A 22525-nucleotide genomic window follows, 5' to 3' on the forward strand; every position below is an offset into this window, starting at 1 on the left:
AGTCAAGGAAATGGTGGATCATTCCGACTGGCGTGTCGGGGTAGCTTCGGCCCCCGTCCATCATGGCGAGATCCTGCAAGGTGTGTTCACCGGTGACGGTGGACTCACCCGCGGTCTGGTCACTCTGCCCTGCACCATCCACGCGACCCGCGCGACCTTCATCCCCGCCCCCGGCGCCGAGGTCACCGTCACGCCGGACTGGAAGGGCAAGGCGCGGCGCGCGGCGGAACTCGCCGTGCGGGCCGTCACCCCGGCGGACGCCGGGCCCGTGGGCGGTCATCTGGAGCTGACCGGGGACGTGCCGCTGTGCCGGGGGTTCGGCTCGTCGACGAGCGACGTCCTCGCGGCCATCTGGGCCGTCAAGGACGCGTTCACCAGCCCGCTGCCGCCGCAGGACGTGGCCCGGATAGCGGTACGCGCGGAGACCGCGTCCGACTCCCTGATGTTCGAGGAGTCGACGGTGCTCTTCGCCCAGCGCGAGGGCACGGTGATCGAGGACTTCGGCTACCGGATGCCACCGATGCGGGTCCTCGGCTTCGGCGCCCGCCCGGAGAACGACGGGCGGGGCGTGGACACGCTGGCCTTCGCGCCGGCCCGCTACGACCAGGAGGAGATCGGCCTCTTCACCCGGCTCCAGGCGATGCTCCGGGAGGCCATCCAGATGAAGGACGTCGCCCTGCTCGGGTCGGTGGCGACGGCCAGCACGGAGATCAACCAGCGTCATCTGCCCATCCCCAAGCTGGATCTGATCCGGAACGTCGCGCGGGACTCCGGAGCGCTCGGGGTGCAGGCGGCGCACAGCGGAGACATCGCGGGGCTGCTCTTCGACCGGGACGACCCCGAGGTCGAGGAACGGACCGGCCTGGCACAGCGCCTCCTGCAAGCGCTCGGAATTCACGAGCAGTGGAACTACACAACGGGTGACTGACATGACGACGACCACGCTCACGACGACGACCCCCACCACGCCGACGGCGGCCGCTCCCGCCTCCCTGTCGAGGGCTCACTCCTCGATCGTGGAGGCCACCGAGCTGCCCCGCATCATCAAGGTGACCGACAACCTCTACGCGGCGGCCTTCACCCTGATGAAGCTGCTGCCCGCCCGCTACATCCTCGACCGCGCCGAGGCGGCGGGGCTCATCTCCCCCGGCACCCCGGTCATCGAGACGTCCTCGGGCACGTTCGCGCTGGGCCTGGCGATGGTCTGCCGGCTGCGCGGTTACCCGCTGACCATCGTCGGCGACTCGGCCATCGACCGGGACCTGCGGACCCGGCTCGAAATGCTCGGCACGACGGTGGAGATCGTCGAGCACACCGGTCAGCCCGGCGGCATCCAGGGCGCGCGCCTCGCCCGCGTGGAGGAGCTGCGCCGGCAGCACCCGGACGCCTTTGTCCCCGGTCAGTACGACAACCCCGACAACCCGGGCGCGTACAGCGTGGTCGCCGACCTGATCGGTGACACCGTCGGCTCCGTGGACTGCCTGGTGGGCCCGGTGGGTTCGGGCGGCTCCACCGGCGGGCTCGCCGCCGCGCTGCGTCCCGCCGACCCCGCGCTGCACCTGGTCGGCGTGGACACCCACGGCAGCATCATCTTCGGCAACCCGGACGGCCCGCGCACCCTGCGCGGCCTCGGCAGCAGCATCCACCCGGGCAACGTCACCCACCGGGCGTACGACGAGGTGCACTGGGTGACGGCCCCCGAGGCGTTCCACGCGACCCACGAGCTGTACCGCGCGCACGGCCTGTTCATGGGCCCGACCAGCGGCGCGTCCTTCCAGGTGGCGTCGTGGTGGGCGGAGCGCAACCCGCGGAGCACGGTGGTGATGGTGCTGCCGGACGAGGGCTACCGCTACCAGTCCACGGTCTACAACGACACCTGGCTGCGAGAGCAGGGCATCGTCCCGGCCCCCGCGCCCGGCGGCCCGCTGACCGTCGAGCACCCGCTGGACGCCACCGCCGCCTGGTCCCGGCTGCTGTGGGCCCGCCGTGGCTTCGACGACGTGGTGATGCCGGCGGTCGGCTCATGAGCGAGCGCCTGCTGCTCCTGGTGGAGAGCAACACGACCGGTACGGGGCGGCTGTTCGCGCGGCGCGCGGCCGACCTCGGGGTGGTGCCCGTGCTGCTGTCCGCGGACCCGGGCCGCTACCCGTACGCCGCCGAGGACCGGGTCCGTACGGTCACGGTGGACACCTCGGACGAGGCGGCGCTGTGGGCGGCCGTCGGCGCGCTGGCCGGTGAGGCCACGGTCGTCGGCGTCCTGACGAGTTCCGAGTACTACGTGCCGACCGCCGCCGCGCTGGCGCGCCGCCTCGGGCTGCCGGGCCCTGACGCGCAGGCCGTACGGGCCTGCCGTGACAAGGCCGAGCAGCGCCGGGTGCTGGCCGCCGCCGGGGTGGGGGGGCCGGGCTTCGCCGTGGTCTCCCAGACGTCCGGCGCGCTGGAGGCGGCGCGCGAGATCGGGCTGCCCGTGGTGGTCAAACCGGTGCAGGGCTCGGGGAGTCTGGGCGTACGGCTCTGCGCGGACCTCGGCGAGGTCGCCGAGCACGCGCGGACGCTCCTCGCGGCCACGGTGAACGAGCGGGGCGTCGCGGTCCCGGGCCGGATCCTGGTGGAGGAGTACCTGACGGGGCCGGAGTTCTCCGTCGAGGTGTTCGGTACGGAGGCGGTCGTGACGGTCGCCAAGCACGTGGGCCCGCTGCCGGTGTTCGTGGAGGTCGGCCATGACGTGCCGGCGCCCCTGCCGGGTGATCGTGACCGCGCCCTGCGCGAGGCCGCGGTGGCCGCCGTACGGGCCCTCGGGCTCGGCTGGGGGGCGGCCCATGTGGAGCTGCGCCTGACCGGGACCGACTCCCGGGCCGTCGGCGTCATCGAGGTCAACCCCCGGCTGGCCGGGGGCATGATCCCCGAACTGGTGCGCAGGGCCTGCGGGATCGACCTGGTGCTCGCCCAGGTGCAGGCCGCGCTCGGTGGCGCACCGGAGCTGGGGCGCGGCGCGTACGCCCGTGCCTCGATCCGGTTCCTGACGTCCGGGCAGGACGGGGTCCTCGCCCCCGCCGCCGTACGGGCGGACGCCGTGGACCGGGCCCGCGCGGTGCCGGACACCGTGGAGGCGGTGCTGTACCGCGCCGAGGGTGAACGGGTGGGCCCCGCCGAGGACTTCCGGGGGCGGGTCGGCCATGTCATCGCCGTCGCCGGCCACGCGGGGCGGGCCGCCGAGTCCGCCGACCGGGCCGTGGCGCTGCTGGGCGAGGCGGTCTCGTACACCGATCCGCACACCGATCGGCACAGCGGAGGCACGGACATGACCAGCGGAACGGAAGCGGAGACGGGTACGGCGCGGGGCGTCGACACCGGCCGGCTCAAGGCCGCGCTGGACGCCGAGGCGCACCGCATCGTCTACGACCAGTACCTGCCGGGCACGGCGGGCGACGGTCTCGGCGAGGAGCTGCGCTGCATCAGCGAGGTCGACCGGGCCCATCTGATCATGCTCACCGAGTGCGGGATCGTGGACGCGGGCCGGGCGGCGGCGCTGCTGCGCGCGATCGAGGAGCTGCGCGGCCAGGACTTCGCGCCGGTACGGGCGACGCCCATGCCGCGCGGGGTGTATCTGGCGTACGAGGGCCGCCTCATCGAGCAGTTGGGCGACAGCACGGGCGGCATCCTGCACACGGGCCGTTCGCGCAACGACCTCAACGCCACCACGACCCGGCTGAAGACCCGCACGCCGTACCTGGCGCTGCTGGACGCGGTCGACCGGCTGTCCGGTGTCCTCCTGGCGAAGGCCGCGGAGTACCAGGACGTGATCATGCCCGCGTACACCCACGGGCAGCCGGCCGTACCGATCAGCTACGGGCACTATCTGGCGGGTGTCGCGGGGGCGGTGCTGCGGGCGTACGAGGCGCTGCTCGACGCGGGCCGTCAGCTTGACGTCAACCCGCTGGGCGCGGGCGCGATCGGCGGGACGTCCGTCCCGATCGACCCCCGGCGCACCGCCGAACTCCTCGGCTTCACCTCGGCGGCGCCCAACTCGGTAGACGCGGTGGCCTCCCGGGACTTCGTCCTGGACCTGCTGTCGGCGTCCGCCGTGCTCGGGGTGACGCTGGCCAGGGCCGGGCGTGACCTGAGCACCTGGACGTCGGAGGAGTTCGGGCTGCTGCGGGTGGCCGACACCCTGGTCGGGTCCAGCTCGATGATGCCGCAGAAGCGCAACCCGTTCCTGCTCGAACACATCCAGGGCCGGTCCACCGCGAGCCTGGGCGCCTTCGTGTCCGCGGCGTCCGCGATGACGACCGGCGGGTACACCAACGCGATCGCGGTGGGCACGGAGGCCGTACGTCACCTGTGGCCGGGCCTGAGCGGCACCACCGACGCGGTGACCCTGCTGAGCCTGGTGGTGGCGGGTACGGAACCGGAGCGCGCGCGGATGACGGACCGGGCCGTGGAGGGCTTCACCTCGGCGACGTACCTGGCGGAGCGGCTCGTCCTGGACGGGATGCCGTTCCGGGCCGCGCACCACCTGGTGGGCGAGACGGTCCTCGGCGCCCTGGACTCCGGGCGGTCCCTGGTGGACGCGGCGGAGTTCAGCGCCGTCGGAGAAGGCGGGCTGGCGCCCGACCGGGTCGCCGAGGCGTGTGTGCACGGCGGCGGACCGGGCTCCACGGCGGAGGGAATCCGCCGGATCGACACCCAACTCGCCTCCCTGAGAGCGGAGTTGACGGCGCGGCGCGACCGCTGGTCGCACGCGGGGACGCTGCTCTCGCAGGCCGTGCTCAAGGCGGTGACGGCATGACCGCGCAGCTGGAGGAACGCCTCCCCGGCGGGGAGCGCGGGCGCCCGGGGCGCGGCGGGCTGCTGGGCCACCGCGACTTCCGGCTCCTGTGGTTCGGCGAGACGACCAACCGTATCGGCATCAACATCACCGCGGTCGCGATGCCGTTGGTGGCGGTGGTGACACTGAACGCGAGCACGCTCGCGGTCAGTGTGCTGGCCGCCGCGCCCTGGCTGCCCTGGCTGCTGATCGGCCTGCCGGCCGGTGCCTGGGTGGACCGGATGCGGCGCCGGCCGATCATGCTCCTGTGCAACCTGACCCCGCTGCTGCTCCTGGCGAGCGTCCCGGTGGCCGCGTGGCTCGGTGTCCTGACGATGGCCCACCTGCTGGTGGTGGCGCTGCTCAACGGTTTCGCGGCGGTGTTCTTCGGGATCTCGTACAAGGTGTACGTGCCGTCCATCGTCGACCGCGAGGATCTCCAGGAGGCCAACGCCAAGCTCCAGGGCAGCGAGTCGGTCGCCCAGGTCGCCGGGCTCGGCGGCGGCGGCCTGCTGGCACAGGCGTTCGGCGCGGCCTCCGGGCTGCTCGTCAACGCGGGGACGTTCCTGGTCTCGGCGCTGTGCCTGCTCGCCATCCGCAGCAGGGAACCGGTCCCGGAGAAACCGAAGGAACGCCCGGCCCTGCGGCAGGACATCAAGGAAGGGCTCCAGTACGCGCTCGGAGACCCGTACCTGCGTGTCCTCACCGCGTACGGCACCGCCACCAACCTGCTCCTGACGGCCCAGTCGGCGATCCTGCCGATCTTCATCATCCGTGAACTCGGGGTGCCCGAGGGCGCGACCGGCTGGCTCCTCGCGTCGAGCAGCGTCGGAGGCATCCTCGGGGCCACCACCGCCAAACACCTGACCGCCCGGTTCGGCACGGCCCGCGGCCTGCTGGTGGCCACCGCCGCCAGCGCCCCGTTCGCCCTGCTCATCCCGCTGGCCGGGCGGGACTGGACGCTGTCCGCGCTGGTCGCGGGGAGCGCGATCCTGGCGCTGGGTGTGGTGCTCGCCAACGTGATCCAGGGGGCGTTCCGCCAGCGGTACTGTCCGCCGCAGCTGCTCGGCCGTATCTCGGCCAGCATCTCGGTGGCCAACTTCGGCGCCATTCCCTTCGGTTCCCTGCTCGGCGGGATCCTCGGCACCGCCCTCGGCCTGCGGCCCACCCTGTGGCTGCTGGGCGCGGGGCTCGCCCTGACCCCGCTGCTGCTCCTGATCGGCCCGATGCGCGGACGGCGGGACCTGCCGGCCGCGCCGGAGCCGGCATGAGACCCGACCCGCACGTCCCCTCCGTACGAACAGGAGAGACCCCGTGGAACACACCCTGCCGTGGGTCGTCCGTGAGCTGCCACCCCCTGGCTCGCCGGCCCTCTGGCTGCTGAGGGTCTCGGATGTCCCCACCGGCATCCTGGACGAACAGGTGCTCGACGCGACCGAGCGCCGGCGCGCCGCCACCCTCATGCGCGCCGAGGACCGCACCCGGTTCACGGCCGCGCACGTCGCCCTCCGCCGGCTGCTCGGCTCCTACCTGAGCCTGCGCCCCGAGGACATCCACTTCGGCCGGGACACCTGCCCCTGCTGCGGTGGGCCGCACGGCCGCCCGACCGTTCTCGACACGGACCACGAGCTGTTCTTCTCCCTGTCCCACCGGGGCGACCTGGCCCTCGTCGGTACGGCGGCGGCTCCCATAGGAGTCGACGTCGAACTGGTGTCGGACCAGGAGACCACCGCCGAGCTGGCCGCAATGCTGCACGTGGACGAGCAGGCCGAACTTGCGGCGCTGGCACCGGAGTTACGGCCCCGGGCGCTGGCCCGGCTGTGGACCCGCAAGGAGGCCTACCTGAAGGGCCTCGGTACGGGCCTGGGCCGCGACCCCGCCCTCGACTACGTCGGCTCGGGTAGCCCGCGGGGCCCGTACCCGCCGTCCGGCTGGACCCTGCTGGACGTCCCGGTGGACCGGGGCTACGCGGCGGCGATAGCGGTACGGGGCACGCTCGACGTCGGCGGTCCCACCGTCAACCGGCTCTCCGTCCTGGATGTCGTACGGCACACCTGGGACGCACCGCTGGCGGTGGGAAAGCCGCCCTGACCCCCGCGCACGGTCCGTCGGGCGCACCGCTCCGGTGCCCACCCGGCGGTGGGCACGCACCACCCGGCCGCGCCCGCGCGGCCCCCGAACACCGGAACGTCCTCGCCACCACCCCTACGGACTTTGGGAACCGACGATGCCAGACACCGTGCAGCAGGCCCCCGCGGCCCTCCTCCCGCCCCTGCGGGTCCGTACCACCGCGCAGCCCGCCACCGCCGTCGAGCGGGTGACCGGGGCGCAGGCCCTCATCCGCTCGCTCGAAGAGGTCGGCGCGGACACCGTGTTCGGCATCCCCGGCGGTTCCATCCTGCCCGCCTACGACCCGATGATGGACTCGACCCGGCTGCGCCACGTGCTGGTCCGGCACGAGCAGGGCGCGGGCCACGCGGCCACCGGGTACGCCCAGGCCACCGGCAAGGTCGGGGTCTGCATGGCGACCTCGGGCCCCGGCGCCACCAACCTGGTCACCCCGATCGCCGACGCGCACATGGACTCCGTGCCGCTCGTCGCGATCACCGGCCAGGTCTCGTCCAAGGCGATCGGCACCGACGCCTTCCAGGAGGCGGACATCGTCGGCATCACCATGCCGATCACCAAGCACAACTTCCTGGTCAGGAACGCCGAGGACATCCCCAGGACCATCGCGGAGGCGTTCCACATCGCGTCGACGGGCCGCCCGGGGCCCGTCCTGGTCGACATCGCCAAGGACGCCCTCCAGGCCCGTACGACCTTCAGCTGGCCGCCCGTCAAGGAGCTGCCCGGCTACCGTCCCGTCACCCGCCCGCACCCGGGGCAGCTCAGGGAGGCCGCCCGCCTCCTGAGCACGTCACGGCGGCCGGTCCTGTACGTCGGCGGGGGTGTCCTCAAGGCCCGGGCCACGGCGGAGCTGCGCGTCCTCGCCGAGCTGACCGGGGCGCCCGTGGTCACCACCCTGATGGCGCTCGGCGCGTTCCCCGGCAGCCATCCGCAGCACGTGGGCATGCCCGGCATGCACGGGGACGTCGCGGCGGTCGCGGCCCTCCAGAAGGCCGACCTGATCGTCGCGCTGGGCACCCGCTTCGACGACCGGGTCACCGGCAGGCTCGACAGCTTCGCGCCGTACGCCAAGGTCGTGCACGCTGACATCGACCCGGCGGAGATCTCCAAGAACCGGCTCGCGGACGTGCCGATCGTCGGCGACGCCCGCGAGGTGCTCGCCGGCCTGGCCACCGCCGTACGCGCGGAGCACGAGGACGGGCGGTACGGCGAATACACGGACTGGTGGCGGGACCTGGACCGCTGGCGCGCCACCTACCGCCGCGGCTACGAGCGGCCCGCCGACCCGGGGCTGCTCCTGCCGCAGCAGGTCATCGAGCGGGTCGGCCAACTCGCCCCGGAGGGAACGCTGTTCGCCTCCGGCGTCGGCCAGCACCAGATGTGGGCCGCGCAGTTCCTCCCGCACGAGGAGCCGGGCACCTGGTTCAACTCGGGGGGCGCGGGGACCATGGGGTACGCGGTGCCCGCCGCGATGGGCGCGAAGGCCGGCCGGCCGGACCGTACCGTCTGGGCGATCGACGGCGACGGCTGCTTCCAGATGACCAATCAGGAACTCACCACCTGCGCCCTGAACAACATCCCCATCAAGGTCGCGATCATCAACAACGGCGCGCTCGGGATGGTCCGTCAGTGGCAGAACCTGTTCTACGGCGCCCGCTTCTCCAACACCGTCCTGCACGACGGCGCCACCAACGCCACGACCGGCTCGACGCTGGGCGTGGGCTCCACCACCAACCGGGGCACCCGCGTCCCCGACTTCGTCCAGCTCTCCGAGGCAATGGGCTGTGTGGGCCTGCGCTGCGAGAACCCCGACGAACTGGACGCGGTCATCGACAAGGCCAACTCGATCAACGACCGCCCGGTCGTCGTGGACTTCATCGTCCACGAGGACGCGATGGTGTGGCCGATGGTCGCCGCCGGCACCTCCAACGACGACATCATGGCCGCCCGTGGCGTCCGCCCCGACTTCGGCGACTCCGCGGACGACTGAGAGGACCCTCCGACATGTCCCAGCACACACTCTCCGTCCTGGTCGAGAACACACCCGGCATCCTGGCCCGGGTCGCCGGTCTCTTCTCACGGCGCGGCTTCAACATCGACTCGCTCGCGGTCGGCACCACGGAACACCCCGAGCTGTCCCGCATCACCATCGTGGTCAGGGTCGACGAGGAGCTGCCCCTGGAGCAGGTGACCAAACAACTCAACAAACTGGTCAACGTGTTGAAGATCGTCGAGCTGGAGGCGGACTCCGCCGTCCAGCGCGAACTGGTCCTGGTGAAGGTCGGCGCCGACAACACCACCCGAGGGCAGATCGTGCAGATCGCCGAGCTGTTCCGCGCCGGGGTCGTCGACGTCTCGCCGGAGGCCGTCACCCTGGAGGCGACCGGCTCCGGCGCCAAGCTCGACGGGATGCTCCGGATGCTCGCGCCCTTCGGCATCAAGGAACTGGTGCAGTCCGGTGCCATCGCGATCGGCCGCGGGTCCCGCGCGCTGGCCGACCGCGCGGTGCGCGAGGCGCGGCCGATGCGCCTGACGACGGCCGAGACTCCGGTGACCGCCGGTGCGCGGAGCGCCTAGCGCCTCCGTACGCCTCGCACCTCCCGTACACCTCGCACTTCCCGTACGCCTCGCTGTTTCCCGTACCTCCGCTCTGCATCCGCCATCCGCCGATACGTTCCCCGACCGAGGAGAGTCCCTCATGCCCGCCGAGTTGTTCTACGACGACGACGCCGACCTGTCCACCATCCAGGGCCGCAAGGTCGCGGTCATCGGCTACGGCAGCCAGGGCCACGCCCACGCGCTGTCCTTGCGTGACTCCGGTGTCGACGTGCGCGTCGGCCTGCACGACGGCTCGTCGTCCAGGGCGAAGGCCGAGGAAGCGGGCCTGCGTGTGGTGTCGGTGGCGGAGGCCGCCGCCGAGGCCGACGTCATCATGATCCTGGTCCCTGACCCACTCCAGGCCCAGGTGTACGAGGAGTCCGTCAAGGACCAACTGCGAGACGGTGACGCGCTGTTCTTCGGCCACGGTCTCAACATCCGGTTCGGCTTCATCAAGCCGCCGGCCAACGTCGACGTGGCCATGGTCGCGCCGAAGGGCCCCGGCCACCTGGTCCGCCGCCAGTACGAGGAAGGCCGCGGCGTGCCCTGCATCGCCGCCGTCGAGCAGGACTTCTCGGGCAAGGCGTTCGCCCTCGCGCTCTCCTACGCCAAGGCCATCGGCGGGACCCGCGCGGGCGTCATCAAGACGACGTTCAAGGAGGAGACGGAGACCGACCTTTTCGGTGAGCAGGCGGTGCTCTGCGGCGGTACGGCGGCGCTGGTCAAGGCGGGCTTCGAGACGCTGACCGAGGCCGGCTACCAGCCGGAGATCGCGTACTTCGAGTGCCTCCACGAGCTGAAGCTGATCGTGGACCTCATGTACGAGGGCGGCCTGGAGAAGATGCGCTGGTCGGTCTCCGAGACCGCCGAGTGGGGCGACTACATCACCGGCCCCCGCATCATCACGGACCAGACCAAGGCCGAGATGAAGAAGATCCTCGCCGAGATCCAGGACGGCACGTTCGCCCAGACCTGGATGGACGAGTACCACGGCGGCCTGAAGAAGTACGACGCGTACAAGACCCAGGACTCCGAGCACCTGCTGGAGACCACGGGCAAGGAGCTGCGCAAGCTCATGAGCTGGGTCGACGCCGAAGCGTAGGGCTCTCACGACACCGGCGAGCCCCCTGCCGCGCGCGGCAGGGGGCAGCCGTTCGTTCACACGAGGAAACCGTCCAGGGTGCTGTACTGACCGGACAGCTTGGTCACGACGACGGTGTGGGTGCCGGAGGAGAGCTGACCGGAGGTGTACAGGGCGACGTTCGCATGGCGTACGCCGTCGCTCGGCAGGGTGCTGACGACCTGCTGCGGTCCGCCGTCGATACTGATCCCGATGTTCCCCTGGTCGGTGTTCTGCTCGCCGTACACCGTGACTTTGGTGCCGGTGAAGGTGAGCGAGGCGGTCGACCCGTTGGCCGTCGCGTAGTGGACGTCGTTGCGGTAGTCGCCGTAGGAGCGGCCGCCCGCGTACGCGAACCCGTTGTAGGTGATTCCGCCGTCGTCGTCGTTGAGCCGGATGGTTCCGGGGACCTGCGGAGTGACGGAGATCTGCCCGGCCGAGGTGCCGGCCGGAACCGGCACGATCATGAATCCGCTGGACAGGCGGGTCACATTGCTGACCTGGGTGGTGCCGATGTACACCGGCGTCGCCGGGCCGAAGCCCTCACCGGCGACGAGGACCTCAGTCGCGTTGGCCGTGGGCGACACGTAGAAGATCCTCGCGGGGACGGAGAGGACCTGCGCGAAGGAGCCGGAGCCCGCGCCCGCCGCCCGCAACAGGCCGTTGGGGATGTGGGTCGGCCCGGGGGTCGCCGGGATGGTCGTGTTCCCGCTCGCGTGGGTGTCGACGGGCTGGGCGCAGGGGTACGACTGGATGCGGGCGGAGAAGTAGTTGCCGGTGATCCAGAGGTGACCGGTCGGGCTGCAGCCGCCCTGTGAGCTGTCGCCCGCGCCGAAGGCCACGTTCCCCTGCCAGTTGACCCACTCCGCGCCGGCGTCGTCGTAGTAGGTGAAGTTGGTCGTCGGGCCGTTGTAGGCGATGTTGCCGGTGACCTGGAGGCCCTTGGCCAGGGTCTGCACCGGGTCGATCGTCGTCCCGTCCGCCTGGTACACGTACTGCGCCTGGTGTCCCTCGACGTAGACGGCGCCGCCGTCGCTGCGGACGGACAGGTAGTCGTGCAGGATGTTGTTGCTGATGGTGTTGGAGCTGTTGATGTTCGTGGTGTTCTGCGGAGTGGTCGCCTGGTTGACGTGACCCTGGATGACTCCGGCGGTGATGGCGGTGTACGGCAGGTCGTACAGGTTGTTCCGGGTGATGGTCGTGCGCTGCGAGAACAGCAGGGTGATGCCGCTGGCCGAGGAGTAGTCCGTGCCGATGTGATGGATGACGTTGTCCGCCACGGTGGTACCGGTCAGGATCTCGTTGGTGCCGATCGTGGCGGTTTCGGTCGCTCCGTTGGGCGTGCAGTTCTGCTTGATCCCCGTGGCTTCTGACGGGTCGGTCGGCAGCGGGTCGTAGGTGCAGCCGAGAAGGAGCGCGGTGGAGGCGATGTCGGTGAACTCGTTGCCCTGGATGAGGGTGTTGGCCGCTCCGTACCTCACGCCCAGTCCGGCGCCGCCGAGTTGGGTGAACCGGTTGCCGGTGAGCGTGACGTTCTTGGCGGCGGTGACCGAGACGTTCGCCAGGGGCTGGGTCAGCGCTCCCCAGGGGCAACTTCCCGCGGGGGTGGAGAAGTTGCACATGCCCTGGTTGTTCGCACCGGTCATCCGCAGGTTGCTCTGCACGTCGGAGAACCCGGCGCTGGTGGAGGGTGCGTTCCAGGTCGCGTACGAGAACTGAAGTCCGGCGAAGGTGAGATCGTGCACGGGCGTGGCGAGCGTACCGGCGACCTGGACGAGGGTTTCGAGGCGCGGCAGTTCCACGTCGAGGGCGGACATCTGCTGGCCGGCGGACGGCTTGTAGGAGAGCGTGCCGCCGGGGCCGTCCAGGAACCACTGACCGGAACCGAGCAGGGTCCGCGCGTTCTCGATGCGCGCGGGCATGGTGTTGACCGACATGGACGGCAGGCCGCCGCTGCCCTGCGCGTAGGACGCCCGGGCGGTCACGTTGGTCCAGCACGGCTGGCTCATCCTCAGCGTCCCGGCCGCCGCGGAGAAGCTCGCGACCCGGCATCTCGACTCGGTCCAGGGCCCGTTGCCCCCGGGGTAGTCGAACTCGACGCCCGCCACCTGGCTCGCGGTCAGCGCGCCGAACCACGCCATCGCGGCCGGGTCGCCGGAGATCGTGTAGCCCGTGGACGATCCGGTCCACGCGCCCCGGAATCCCAGGCTCGCCGGGGTCGCCCGCGCGGTCGGGACCGCACGCCCGTCGACGTACAACTGACGGCTGTCGCTGCTGGTGGGTACGGGCGCGGACCACACCCCGCTCGTCCCGCTCTGCGTCCATCCGGTGACCCGCGAGGCCCCCGAGATCACCGGCCGCGCCCCCGGCGCGGCCTTCCACACCACGGGGTGCCCCGGCGTCCCCGAGTCCGCCGGTCCGAAGGACCAGGTGCTGGACAGGCGGTACACCCCGTCGGCGAGCAGCACGGTGACGTCGGCGGAACTGTTCGCGGCGAGTTGGGCGCGTACCGCCTGCTGGGCACCGGACAGCGAACACGGCGCCGACGAGGAACAGACCGAACCACCCCCGGACGGCGACGCGTAGAGCGTCACGGAGGCCGCGGCGGTGGCGGACTGGACTTGGGGCGCCGTCAGCATCAGCCCGAGGGCGGCCACGACCGGACCGAGACGGCGCAGCAGCTTCCGCACGACCGAACGTTGTGGTGACACGGAACCTTGAGGTGACACGGGCGGGTCCTTCCCATGTACGGATGCCTACCTGACGGCGTACTTACATCCGATGTTTGGGGAATGGTCGACCCGCCCGCTACTCCTGTCAAGGGTCTGCGCACAACGGCCGGGACCCAAGTAACCGATTTTGGAAGGGCATTGAACGTACGGACCGCCACCATGCACTTCCCGCGCCGCCTGCCCACCACCCACAGACACAGATTCATCGGGTGTCTAAGCGCTCGGGCGCGGCAGGGGGAGATGGCACCCGCCACCTCCCCGTACGTCCTCAGCCCCGGTACGTCTCCAGCAGGCGCAGCCAGATCTCGCTGATCGTGGGGTAGGCCGGGACCGCGTGCCACAGGCGGTCGACCGGGACCTCGGCCACCACCGCGATCGTGGCGGAGTGCAGCATCTCGCCGACGCCCGGTCCCGCGAAGGTGACGCCGCGCAGGATCTCCCGGTCCAGGTCGACGATCATGCGGGCGCGGCCCGTGTAGCCGTCGCCGTACAGGCTCGCCCCCGCCACGGAGCCGATCTCGTAGTCGACCGCGCGGACCCGGTGCCCCGCCGCCTCCGCCTCCGCGAGGGTCAGGCCGACCGACGCGACCTCCGGGTCGGTGAAGACGACCTGGGGCACCGCCGCGTGATCGGCGGTGGCGGCGTGGGCGCCCCAGCGGTCCGTCTCCAGCAGGGGGACCCCGGCGGCCCTGGCGGCGATCGCGGCGCCCGCGATCCGCGCCTGGTACTTGCCCTGGTGGGTGAGGAGCGCCCGGTGATTGACGTCACCGACCGCGTACAGCCAGTCGCTGCCCTCGACCAGGCAGCTGTCGTCCACCGTGAGCCAGGAGCCGGGCCGCAGGCCGATCGACTCCAGCCCGATGTCCTCGCTGCGCGGGGCGCGCCCCGTGGCAAAGAGGATCTCGTCCGCCTCGACGCGCTCGCCGCCGTCCAGCACGACCGTCACCGGGCCCGTGCCGCCGTCGCGCTCGACCGAGGCGACGGAGACGCCGTAACGGATCGTGGCGCCCGCCTCGGTCAGCGCGCCGGCGACCAGTTCCCCGGCGAAGGACTCCATCTTCGGCAGCAGCCCGCCGCCCCTGATCAGCAGCGTGACCTGGGAACCCAGCGCCTGCCACGCGGTGGCCATCTCGACCCCCACCACGCCGCCGCCGACCACCACGAGCCGCCCGGGGACGTGCTGCGAGCTGGTCGCCTCGCGGCTGGTCCAGGGCTTGGCGCCGGCCACGCCCGGCAGGTCGGGGACCACGGCGCGGGTGCCGGTGCACACGGCGACGGCGTGGCGCGCGGTGAGCACCTGCTCCGTACCGTCCGGGCCCTTGACGACCACCCTCCTGGGGCCGTCCAGCCGGCCGTGGCCACGGTAGATGTCGGCGCCGATGCCGTCGATCCAGCCGACCTGGCCGTCGTCCTTCCAGTGCGAGGTGAAATCGTCCCGGCGCGCCAGCACCGCGGCGGCGTCCAGGGGGCCTCGTACCGACGCACTCAACCCGGGCAGCTTCCGCGCCTCCGCCTGGGCGATCGCCGGACGCAGCAGCGCCTTGCTGGGCATACAGGCCCAGTACGAACACTCGCCGCCGACCAGTTCGCTCTCCACCACCGCCGTGCGCAGCCCCGCGGCCCTGGCACGGTCGGCCACGTTCTCCCCGACCGGTCCCGCACCGAGCACCACGACGTCGTACTGCATAGCTTCACTCATGGGGTCAGTCTGGTCCCGGACCCCTGACATGGCCACACGATCGTGGGGAACGGTCGAGGAATACGGCGGTGCCACACACCGTTCCATCTGGCGGCTTCCCCCGGAGAGCAGGAAGAGGTATCAGGTCATGGCCACTGTGGAACTCACCAAGGAGAACTTCGACCAGACCGTGTCGGAGAACGACTTCATCCTCATCGACTTCTGGGCCTCGTGGTGCGCCCCGTGCCGCCAGTTCGGCCCGGTGTACGAGAAGGCCTCGGAGCGTCACGGAGATCTGGTCTTCGCCAAGGTCGACACGGAGGCGCAGCAGGAGCTGGCCGCCGCGTTCGACATCCGCTCGATCCCGACGCTGATGATCGTCCGCGAGAACGTCGCGGTGTTCGCGCAGCCGGGCGCGTTGCCCGAGACGGCCCTGGAGGACGTCATCGGCCAGGCCCGCGCGCTGGACATGGACGAGGTACGCAAGTCGGTGGCCGAGGCGGAGACAAAGGGCGCCGAAGGCGCCTGAGAGCCGGGCGCCGACGGTTCGCACCTGTGACGGCCGGTATCGGGCTCGGGTGGTGATCCGGGTGGAAGGGGACGGGCGGAGCCCGTCCCCTTCCGTATGCCCTGTACGCCCTAGACCGCGTCCACGACCAGGGCCGACAGGCCGTAGTCCAGTTCCTCGCCGTCCACGAGCAGGGCCTCCACCGTCCGCGTCTCCGCGTCGATGTCGGCCTCCATGCCCTCGCCCGCGTACCGCGGATACCCCGAGGCGCCCAGGTCGCCCGTCGCCTCCACCACCGCCGACCGCAGGGCGCTCGCCGGCTCCTGTGGGCCCTCGTGGCCCTCGGCGTACTCGGGGACCAGCAGGATCTCGAAGCGCTGCGGCACGATCGTCATGATGGTGACGCTAGCTGGATTCACGCGGTACGGCCCGCGCCCCCATCAGATCGTGACGTTCCGGTTCGCCGCCGGGGTCGCGGACCACGCGGTCGACCAGCTCCGCCAGCCGCTGCCCGGTCACCAGATCCACCCGAACGGTCGAAAGGCGGGGCCGCAGCAGCCGGCCGAGCAGCAGATCGTCCGCCCCGATCACCGAGGTGTCCCCCGGGACGTCGATCCCCTCGTCCTGGAGCGCCCGCATCAGCAGCATCGCGTACTCGTCGTTGTACGCGTACACCGCGTCCAGGCCGAGCGAACGCCACCGGGCGGCCAGGGCAGCCGCCGACTGTTCCGTGTACGCGAGCGGTACGGACTCGACGTGCGCGCCGGACGCCGCCGCCGAGGCCCGGGCGCCCGCCAGCCGTGGCTGGGAGAAGAGCGCGAGGCCCGGCTCCTCGGGCATGACGACGCCGATGCGGCGCCGCCCGCGCTCGATCAGGTGGGACACGGCCCCGCAGCCGATCTCGCGCTGGTCCATGACCAGCGCGTGCGCGCCGGCGACCCGCTGTGGTCCGAGGGTGATGACCGCCTTCGCGCCGGAACGCTTGAGGACGTTCACGCCGTGCGGCGTCAGGGAGATCTCGCCGAGCGAGATGACCGCGACGGGCCGCAGCTCCGCCCAGGCGCGGGCGGCCTTGTCGCCGTCGAGGCCGAGGCTGCCGTACTGCACCACGGTGTAGTCGAGGCGGCGCAGCGCCCACTGGAGTTCGTTGAAGAACGTGTTGTAGAGCGGGCCCACGGGGGTGTGGGCCGAGGGCAGGAGCACCATCCGGGTGTGCCCGGAGCGCAGGCTGCGGGCGCCCGCGTGCGGCACGTAGCCCAGTTCGTCCGCGGCCTCGCGGACCTTGCGGCGGGTGGGTTCACTGATCCGGACGGCCGCGGCGTTGTTCAGGACGTACGAGACGGTGGCCCGGGACACTCCGGCCCGTCGCGCGACGTCGGTACTGGTCGGAACGGCGCGCTCGGGGGGCTGACTCATCGCTCTCGGCACCTTTCCAGGCGGGTTCGCGGTGTGATCCGGCGAAGGGCTCCTGGGTAGTACGTAATTCAAGAGAAGATGACTCAACGCCCGCTCGGGTCACTTCACGGCGGGTCGGTTCGCGGCGGGTCGGTTCGCGGCGGGTCGGTTCGCGGCGGGTCGGTTCGCGGCGGGTCGGTTCGCGGCGCACCGGTCAGGCCGGGTCCTCCGCCCGCACACGACCGGTCCGTACCGCCTCCACCAGGGCGCGGTGGTCGCTCTCGTTCTGGTCCGCGTAGCTCTCGGCGAACCCGGTCAGGGCGCGGTCGAACGTGTCGCCCCCGCCGAGGTACGCCGCGACGGCGATCCGGTCCCCGGACCGGGCGTGCGCGCGGGCCAGGGTCGCGCCGCAGAGTTCACCGAAGGCGCGCATGCCGTCCGGCACCATGATCTGCGGCACCACGATGCCCTTCCAGTCGTGCAACTGCCGTACGTAGAAGTCGCGTCGCTCGCCGTCCAGGCCCACGACCCGGTCCCAGCCGAGGAAGATGTCGCCGACGGCCTGCATGAGCCGCTGGCCCGCGACGACCCGTTGTCCCTGGTTGTCGTACTCGCTCGCGCCGACGTGCTCGGCGAGCACCGACTCGTCGGCCTGCTTGGCCTGGAGGATCAGCGGGTCCTCGCCGTCCCTGCCGAGGAGCAGGATGATCCAGCAGCGTGTCCCCACGCTGCCCACCCCGACGACCTTCCTGGCCATGTCCACCACCCGGTACTGCCGCAGCAGGTGCGCCCGGTCCGTGGACAGCGACTCGGCGTACCGGCCGACCAGCTCGCGCAACTGCCTTTCCACCTCGTCGCGTTCGGCGCCGGGCAGCATGTTCTCGATCGGGACGACCAGGGGCGGGTCGTGCACGAACCGCCGCTCCCCCTGGACCACCTGGGTGAGCTTCTCGAACGCCTGGAGGTTGTCCTTGGTCCGCGCCTTGGACAGGGCCTTGGTGAGCCGCCCGCGTCCCCGCTTGTCGAGTCTGCGGTCTGCGACCGCCTTGATCTGGTCCGCGTCCGCCCGGGCGTACCACACGTCGAGGTTGCCCTGGCCGGCGAAGAGCCGGGTCCGTTCGCGGTACGAGCGGACCGTGGCGCGCACGATGTCCTCCCGCACCTCCGGTGCGTAGCCGTTCTCCCGGCCGGCGATCACCAGGCTGGTGACGAGCCGTTTGACGTCCCACTCCCAGGGGCCGGGCAGGGTCTCGTCGAAGTCGTTGATGTCGAAGACCAGTTGCCGCTCGGGTGAGGCGAGCAGCCGGAAGTTCAGCAGGTGCGCGTCCCCGCACAGCTGGGCGGTGAACCCGGAGCGGGGGGTGCCGGCCAGGTCCCCGGCCATGATCGCGGCCGCGCCCCGGTAGAACCGGAACGGCGACTCCGTCATCCGGCCGTACCGGATCGGTACGAGCTCGGGCACCCGGGAGGCCGACTGCTCCTCGATCACGTGCACGGGGTCCCGCCGCGCCGGGGGCGCCTCGTAGACGGCGTGGCTCGACCGGGGGGTCCGCTTGCGGGCCGCCCGGCCCAGGTCCGCGCGCTCGCGCGGCGACAGGTGGGCGATGCCGTTCGGAGTCCCGCTGCCCTCGGCCATGGCACACTCCCGTTTCTGTCCGGCTGTGACCTCTCATTCTCCGGACGCGGGTGCGGACCGCATCTCGGCCGGAACTCACTCCTGACAGCGCGCGACCACGTGCCCGGGCCTCCCCGCCGGTTCCAGGTCGCGGTCCCGGAGCAGGACCGACAGCCGCTTCCCCCACTGCCGGCAGCCGCGTACGAAGTCCTCCTTCCGGTACTCGACCACCAGCACCACGTCGTCGTAGGCCCGTGCGTACGCGTCGCATTCGTCGTAGCGCGCGCACTCCTCGGCGACGGCGAAGTCGAAGCCGATGCTGTCGCGCAGCCCGGTCATCCCGGCCGCGTTCTTCTGCCCGAGGGCCAGGCCCGCCCGGTGGGCCCGCGCGGCGAGTTGCCGGGCGAAGGCGACCGCCTGGCCGCGTCCTGTCAGCCCGTCGGAGCGCAGGTACGCGTCCAGGTTGTCCGCCTCCACGGCGTCGAACCCCCGGTCGGCGCAGCCGTCGATCCAGCCGCCGACGATCCCGGCCAGCCGCCTGCGCCGGTCGGCGGTCCTGACGTCCAGCAGCGGTTCGTCCCACTCCTCGTCGACCACCAGCGCGTGGTCCGCGCCGCGCAGCAGCAGGTCCGGATGGTGCTTCCGCCACCACGCCACGGCGTCGGGCTGGGCCTGGAAGGCGTTGACGTAGCAGATGGAGTACGCGCCGGGGGCGGGCGCGGCCGTACGGTCCCGCACCACCGTGGAGACCCCGGCGGGCAGGTCGTAGGCACCACCGAGCTGGTAGTCGAACGGATCCCCCGCACCGGGCGGGCGCACCACGGAACCGGCACGGGACGCCTGGCCCGAACTCTCACCGGAGCCCCGGCCGGAACCGCCGCCGCACCCCGTGACGAGCAGCACGAGACAGAGGAGGGCCGCGCGGAGCGAGGTGAGGAGGGCCGAGGAGCCGAACGGCCCGTCTCCGGTCCGCCCCCGGGAGACGTACGGGACGTACACGTCAGACCAGCCTCCTGATCTCACCGCGCACCCGGTAGAAGCCGGACGCCGCCGGGTGCAGCGCGTCGACCACGTACCGCGTGCCCGCCTGGCGCATCCCGCGCGGGAACTGCACGTTCCACGACGGCTCGAAGCCGTCCGAGACGACGTGGACCCGCAGCCGGGCCCCGTCCTGGACGCACTCCACGACCACCCCGCCGGCCGGCGGCGAGGTGACGGTCGCGATCGGGGCCGCCGGGGTGTAGGTGGGCAGCGCCGCGGCCGACTTGATGTCCGCCGCGACCGGGACCGTACCCTGCTGGGCGGCCTCGACGGCGGCGGGGCTCGCGTCGACGCACACCAGGGAGCCGTCCGTGGTGACCATGTACAGCTTGTCGTCGAAGAACTGCATGGACAGCGCGGAGCCGCCGCCCGTCCCGAGCTTCCACAGCCGGGTGCCGTCCGCGTCGAAGCAGTACACCGACGACGAGCTGTCGCCCGCGAAGACGAACCGGCCGCCGGGCGCCGTCGCGCACGCGTACACGGCGGTGTCGCAGCGGAAGGTCGCCTCCACCACACCCGTGGCCTTGGACAGCCGCTGCACGACGTTCCTCGCCGTGCCCGCGTACACCGACGCGTCCTCCTGCCAGCCGAACAGCACCTGACCCGGCGTCGGGGTGTGCCACAACTCGCCGGAACCGTCCGGCGCGTAGGCCGTCACGCCCTTGTGGTGTCCGTGGTAGACGGCCCGTTCGTCGGCGCGGACCATCCAGCCGTGCCCGCCGGTGGACTTGCGCGCCCACTGGTACTCGTCCTCGTGGTCGATGACCGTCAGGCCGCCGGCGCCGTCGGAGACGTTCAGCACCCCCTCGTGGATGTCCAGCCAGAAGATGTCCACGTCCGCCGCGATGTCGTACGCCGCGAACGGGAGCTTCGAGGAGAGGTCGTAGACCTTGCCGTCGTCGCACCCCGCGTAGATCCAGAAGTCGTCCGCCACCAGGCACTTGACGCCGTCGGGCAGCTTGTAGCGCGCCAGGACCTCACCGCCGTGGCTGACGGTGTAGACGTCACCGGACTGGTTCCCCACCCAGCAGCGGTCCTCGTCCACATGGATCCCGAAGGCCGCCGCGCCGGTCCTGAACCGCCACAGCACGGGGGCCACGGACCGGGCCGTGGAGGGCGCCGAGGTGACCTGGCGGCGTGTCACCGACCGCGCGGCGCGCTGCCCCTGGACCGCCGGCGCGTATCCCTTGCGGACCTTCTCGCCTATCTTCTTGGCCGCCGCGGCCTGTGCCTTCGCCTCGGTGGGGAAGGAGGAGGTCTGCAACTGCCCGCTCGCGCCGATGCGTCCGTACCGCACCGACACGACCGTCCCGTCCACGGTCACCTCGTAAAACTTGTGCGCTCCTTCGCCGTCCTGCGACAGCTCCAGATACGTGGTGGTACGAGACATGGCGGTTCCCTCCCCAAGATGGACCCCGGCGCTCCGTACGCACCGTGTCCGACAGGGAGAACGCTACGAGACGCCACTGACAACGCGCCCCGCGCGCCCGGCTCCCGGCGGCACGTTCTAACGTCATCCGGATGACGACCTCTTCCCACTCCCGCGCACCCGAGCCCGACCGTGACTTCCCCGGCCGCACCGGCCCCTCCGCCACCACCGAGGCCGACCCCCGTGAGGTGGGCGAGGTCCGCACCTCGTACGCCCCGGAACACGACGGCGACCCCGACCCGGGCGAGATCGTCTGGACCTGGGTGCCGTTCGAGGAGAACGACGGCCGGGGCAAGGACCGCCCGGTGCTGGTGGTCGCCCGTGAGACGGCCGGCACCCTGCTCGCCGTCCAGCTGTCCAGCAAGGGGCACGACGGCGACCGGGACTGGGTGCCGATCGGGGTGGGCCCGTGGGACCGCGCGGGCCGTGAGTCGTGGGTGGCCGTCGACCGGGTGATCCGCGTCCACGAGAAGGGGATGCGGCGGGAGGCGTGCGCCCTGGACCGCCAGCGCTTCGGCCTGGTCGTCCACGCGCTGCGGCTGCGCTACGGCTGGAACTGAGCCGGGGCTGCCGCCCGGGGGGGGGCGCTACGGCGTGAGGTGCCCGGCGAAGACCCGCCGGAACGCCCCCAGGGTCGTCGCGCCCGGTGTCCGGTCGAGCACACCGAAGACGATCTCGTCGAAGTGACCCGCGAACCGGCCCCCGCCGGTGAGCGGCGCCCGGAACGCCTCGGCGACCTGCGACGGGTCGTTACGGAACACACCGCAGCCCCACGCCCCGAGCACCAGGCGGCGGTAGCCGCCCGCGACCGCCGTCTCCAGCACCCGTTCGGCGCGGGCGGCGAGTGCCGCCGGGATCCGGGAGACCTCGTCCGGGGCGGAGCGGGCGATCACCCCGGCGTTCGGCGCCGCCGAGGTGAGGAAACCGACCTGGTACGGGGCGGCCAGGAAGCGGCCCCGGTCGTCGCGGAAGACCGGCACCCCGGGTGAGTGAATCACCCGGTCGGTGTAGAACGGGCCGCGGTTCGCGCGGTGGTGCGCGTAGAACTCCGGTGCGCGCAGCAGCGTCGTGTAGAGCGCGGAGGCGCGGCACAGCGCCTCTTCCTGGGCCTGCGCGCCGTTCAGATAGCCGCCTCCCGGGTTCCTGGCGGAGGAGAAGTTCAGCACCGCGACCGCGCCGGAACCCGACCGGGTGAGCCGGCGCGCCGCGTCCAGGCTGCTCTCGCGGGTGACCTCCAAGGACGGCGTCCTGTCCGTGTCGGGAGTGACGCCGACCGGCTCGGGGCCGTACATCTCCGTACCGGCCAGTGCCGTGTCGAGCGCGGAGCGTATCCGCACGTCACGGCCGTCCTCCGCCCGGTAGCCGCCGGCTCTGACGACGTCCTCCGTCTCCTTGGCGATCCCCCGCAGCCGTGCGCTCATGCGAGGCATCGTGCGTGAAGGATCACGCACGGGGCAACCGAATTTCTGACGAAA

At 71.8% G+C, this 22525-nt stretch carries 18 protein-coding genes; 10 read left to right on the forward strand and 8 right to left on the reverse strand.

Annotated elements, in window-relative coordinates; translation table 11 throughout:
• The first annotated feature begins 10 nt into the window (after positions 1 to 10).
• The 8 genes from OG349_RS03085 to ilvC all read left to right on the forward strand — a co-directional run bounded on the left by OG349_RS03085 (position 11) and on the right by ilvC (position 10634).
• Positions 11 to 928 (forward strand): GHMP family kinase ATP-binding protein, encoded by a 918-nt coding sequence (locus OG349_RS03085; protein WP_327233095.1) that lies wholly within the window; start codon positions 11 to 13, stop codon positions 926 to 928.
• Between the two features lies 1 nt (position 929).
• Entirely contained in the window at positions 930 to 2027 is a 1098-nt protein-coding gene (locus tag OG349_RS03090) for a PLP-dependent cysteine synthase family protein (RefSeq protein ID WP_327233096.1), read from the forward strand.
• Positions 2024 to 4789, forward strand: coding sequence for an argininosuccinate lyase (gene argH / locus OG349_RS03095; protein WP_327233097.1), 2766 nt, complete (start codon positions 2024 to 2026; stop codon positions 4787 to 4789). Before OG349_RS03090 ends, argH begins: the two co-directional genes overlap by 4 nt.
• The gene (locus OG349_RS03100; protein WP_327233098.1) at positions 4786 to 6078 is read left to right on the forward strand and encodes an MFS transporter; all 1293 of its coding nucleotides are present in this window, start codon (positions 4786 to 4788) and stop codon (positions 6076 to 6078) included. Before argH ends, OG349_RS03100 begins: the two co-directional genes overlap by 4 nt.
• Positions 6079 to 6121: 43 nt before the next feature.
• Positions 6122 to 6898, forward strand: a complete 777-nt coding sequence (locus OG349_RS03105; RefSeq protein ID WP_327233099.1) for a 4'-phosphopantetheinyl transferase family protein — start codon at positions 6122 to 6124, stop codon at positions 6896 to 6898.
• 136 nt (positions 6899 to 7034) lie between these two features.
• Complete coding sequence (locus OG349_RS03110) at positions 7035 to 8924, forward strand: acetolactate synthase large subunit (RefSeq protein ID WP_327233100.1); 1890 nt, start codon at positions 7035 to 7037, stop codon at positions 8922 to 8924.
• A 14-nt stretch (positions 8925 to 8938) separates the two neighbouring features.
• Positions 8939 to 9511: an acetolactate synthase small subunit gene (gene ilvN / locus OG349_RS03115; RefSeq protein ID WP_327233101.1), complete on the forward strand. Its 573-nt coding sequence runs from the start codon at positions 8939 to 8941 to the stop codon at positions 9509 to 9511.
• A 121-nt stretch (positions 9512 to 9632) separates the two neighbouring features.
• A complete protein-coding gene (gene ilvC / locus OG349_RS03120; protein ID WP_327233102.1) occupies positions 9633 to 10634 on the forward strand; it encodes a ketol-acid reductoisomerase in 1002 nt (333 codons plus the stop codon).
• 56 nt (positions 10635 to 10690) lie between these two features.
• Here the strand turns inward: ilvC and OG349_RS03125 are convergent, their stop codons facing one another.
• Positions 10691 to 13342: a hypothetical protein gene (locus OG349_RS03125; RefSeq protein ID WP_327233103.1), complete on the reverse strand. Its 2652-nt coding sequence runs from the start codon at positions 13340 to 13342 to the stop codon at positions 10691 to 10693.
• Between the two features lie 310 nt (positions 13343 to 13652).
• Positions 13653 to 15083, reverse strand: a complete 1431-nt coding sequence (locus OG349_RS03130; protein WP_327233104.1) for a dihydrolipoyl dehydrogenase family protein — start codon at positions 15081 to 15083, stop codon at positions 13653 to 13655.
• A 127-nt stretch (positions 15084 to 15210) separates the two neighbouring features.
• On the opposite strand from OG349_RS03130, the gene trxA reads away from it, so the two are divergent.
• The gene (gene trxA / locus OG349_RS03135; RefSeq protein ID WP_327233105.1) at positions 15211 to 15591 is read left to right on the forward strand and encodes a thioredoxin; all 381 of its coding nucleotides are present in this window, start codon (positions 15211 to 15213) and stop codon (positions 15589 to 15591) included.
• A 110-nt stretch (positions 15592 to 15701) separates the two neighbouring features.
• On the opposite strand, the gene OG349_RS03140 is transcribed toward trxA, so the two are convergent.
• The 5 genes from OG349_RS03140 to OG349_RS03160 all read right to left on the reverse strand — a co-directional run bounded on the left by OG349_RS03140 (position 15702) and on the right by OG349_RS03160 (position 21011).
• On the reverse strand, positions 15702 to 15965 hold the full coding sequence (locus OG349_RS03140) for a hypothetical protein (RefSeq protein WP_161309596.1): 264 nt from the start codon (positions 15963 to 15965) through the stop codon (positions 15702 to 15704).
• 10 nt (positions 15966 to 15975) lie between these two features.
• Positions 15976 to 16986 carry a LacI family DNA-binding transcriptional regulator gene (locus OG349_RS03145; protein WP_327233106.1) on the reverse strand — a complete coding sequence of 337 codons (1011 nt, stop codon included), beginning with the start codon at positions 16984 to 16986 and terminating at the stop codon, positions 15976 to 15978.
• Positions 16987 to 17179: 193 nt separating this feature from the next.
• On the reverse strand, positions 17180 to 18601 hold the full coding sequence (locus tag OG349_RS03150) for a DUF2252 domain-containing protein (protein WP_327233107.1): 1422 nt from the start codon (positions 18599 to 18601) through the stop codon (positions 17180 to 17182).
• A 75-nt stretch (positions 18602 to 18676) separates the two neighbouring features.
• Entirely contained in the window at positions 18677 to 19579 is a 903-nt protein-coding gene (locus tag OG349_RS03155) for an endo alpha-1,4 polygalactosaminidase (protein ID WP_327233108.1), read from the reverse strand.
• Position 19580: 1 nt separating this feature from the next.
• The gene (locus tag OG349_RS03160; RefSeq protein WP_327233109.1) at positions 19581 to 21011 is read right to left on the reverse strand and encodes a WGR domain-containing protein; all 1431 of its coding nucleotides are present in this window, start codon (positions 21009 to 21011) and stop codon (positions 19581 to 19583) included.
• Between the two features lie 131 nt (positions 21012 to 21142).
• On the opposite strand from OG349_RS03160, the gene OG349_RS03165 reads away from it, so the two are divergent.
• On the forward strand, positions 21143 to 21610 hold the full coding sequence (locus OG349_RS03165) for a type II toxin-antitoxin system PemK/MazF family toxin (protein ID WP_327233110.1): 468 nt from the start codon (positions 21143 to 21145) through the stop codon (positions 21608 to 21610).
• A 27-nt stretch (positions 21611 to 21637) separates the two neighbouring features.
• Here OG349_RS03165 and OG349_RS03170 read toward each other — a convergent pair whose 3' ends face one another.
• Complete coding sequence (locus OG349_RS03170) at positions 21638 to 22471, reverse strand: TIGR02452 family protein (protein ID WP_327233111.1); 834 nt, start codon at positions 22469 to 22471, stop codon at positions 21638 to 21640.
• Positions 22472 to 22525: the final 54 nt, after the last annotated feature.

This window comes from Streptomyces sp. NBC_01317 (assembly GCF_035961655.1).
Lineage (GTDB): Bacteria > Actinomycetota > Actinomycetes > Streptomycetales > Streptomycetaceae > Streptomyces.

Excerpts from the sequence above, each read along its gene's own strand:
- OG349_RS03085 (WP_327233095.1), top strand. The coding sequence starts at position 11 with ATGGTGGATCATTCCGACTGGCGTGTCGGGGTAGCTTCGGCCCCCGTC.
- OG349_RS03090 (WP_327233096.1), top strand. The coding sequence starts at position 930 with ATGACGACGACCACGCTCACGACGACGACCCCCACCACGCCGACGGCG.
- argH (WP_327233097.1), top strand. The coding sequence starts at position 2,024 with ATGAGCGAGCGCCTGCTGCTCCTGGTGGAGAGCAACACGACCGGTACG.
- OG349_RS03100 (WP_327233098.1), top strand. The coding sequence starts at position 4,786 with ATGACCGCGCAGCTGGAGGAACGCCTCCCCGGCGGGGAGCGCGGGCGC.
- OG349_RS03110 (WP_327233100.1), top strand. The coding sequence starts at position 7,035 with ATGCCAGACACCGTGCAGCAGGCCCCCGCGGCCCTCCTCCCGCCCCTG.
- ilvN (WP_327233101.1), top strand. The coding sequence starts at position 8,939 with ATGTCCCAGCACACACTCTCCGTCCTGGTCGAGAACACACCCGGCATC.
- ilvC (WP_327233102.1), top strand. The coding sequence starts at position 9,633 with ATGCCCGCCGAGTTGTTCTACGACGACGACGCCGACCTGTCCACCATC.
- OG349_RS03130 (WP_327233104.1), bottom strand. The coding sequence starts at position 15,083 with ATGAGTGAAGCTATGCAGTACGACGTCGTGGTGCTCGGTGCGGGACCG.
- trxA (WP_327233105.1), top strand. The coding sequence starts at position 15,211 with ATGGCCACTGTGGAACTCACCAAGGAGAACTTCGACCAGACCGTGTCG.
- OG349_RS03140 (WP_161309596.1), bottom strand. The coding sequence starts at position 15,965 with ATGACGATCGTGCCGCAGCGCTTCGAGATCCTGCTGGTCCCCGAGTAC.
- OG349_RS03145 (WP_327233106.1), bottom strand. The coding sequence starts at position 16,986 with ATGAGTCAGCCCCCCGAGCGCGCCGTTCCGACCAGTACCGACGTCGCG.
- OG349_RS03150 (WP_327233107.1), bottom strand. The coding sequence starts at position 18,601 with ATGGCCGAGGGCAGCGGGACTCCGAACGGCATCGCCCACCTGTCGCCG.
- OG349_RS03160 (WP_327233109.1), bottom strand. The coding sequence starts at position 21,011 with ATGTCTCGTACCACCACGTATCTGGAGCTGTCGCAGGACGGCGAAGGA.
- OG349_RS03165 (WP_327233110.1), top strand. The coding sequence starts at position 21,143 with ATGACGACCTCTTCCCACTCCCGCGCACCCGAGCCCGACCGTGACTTC.
- OG349_RS03170 (WP_327233111.1), bottom strand. The coding sequence starts at position 22,471 with ATGAGCGCACGGCTGCGGGGGATCGCCAAGGAGACGGAGGACGTCGTC.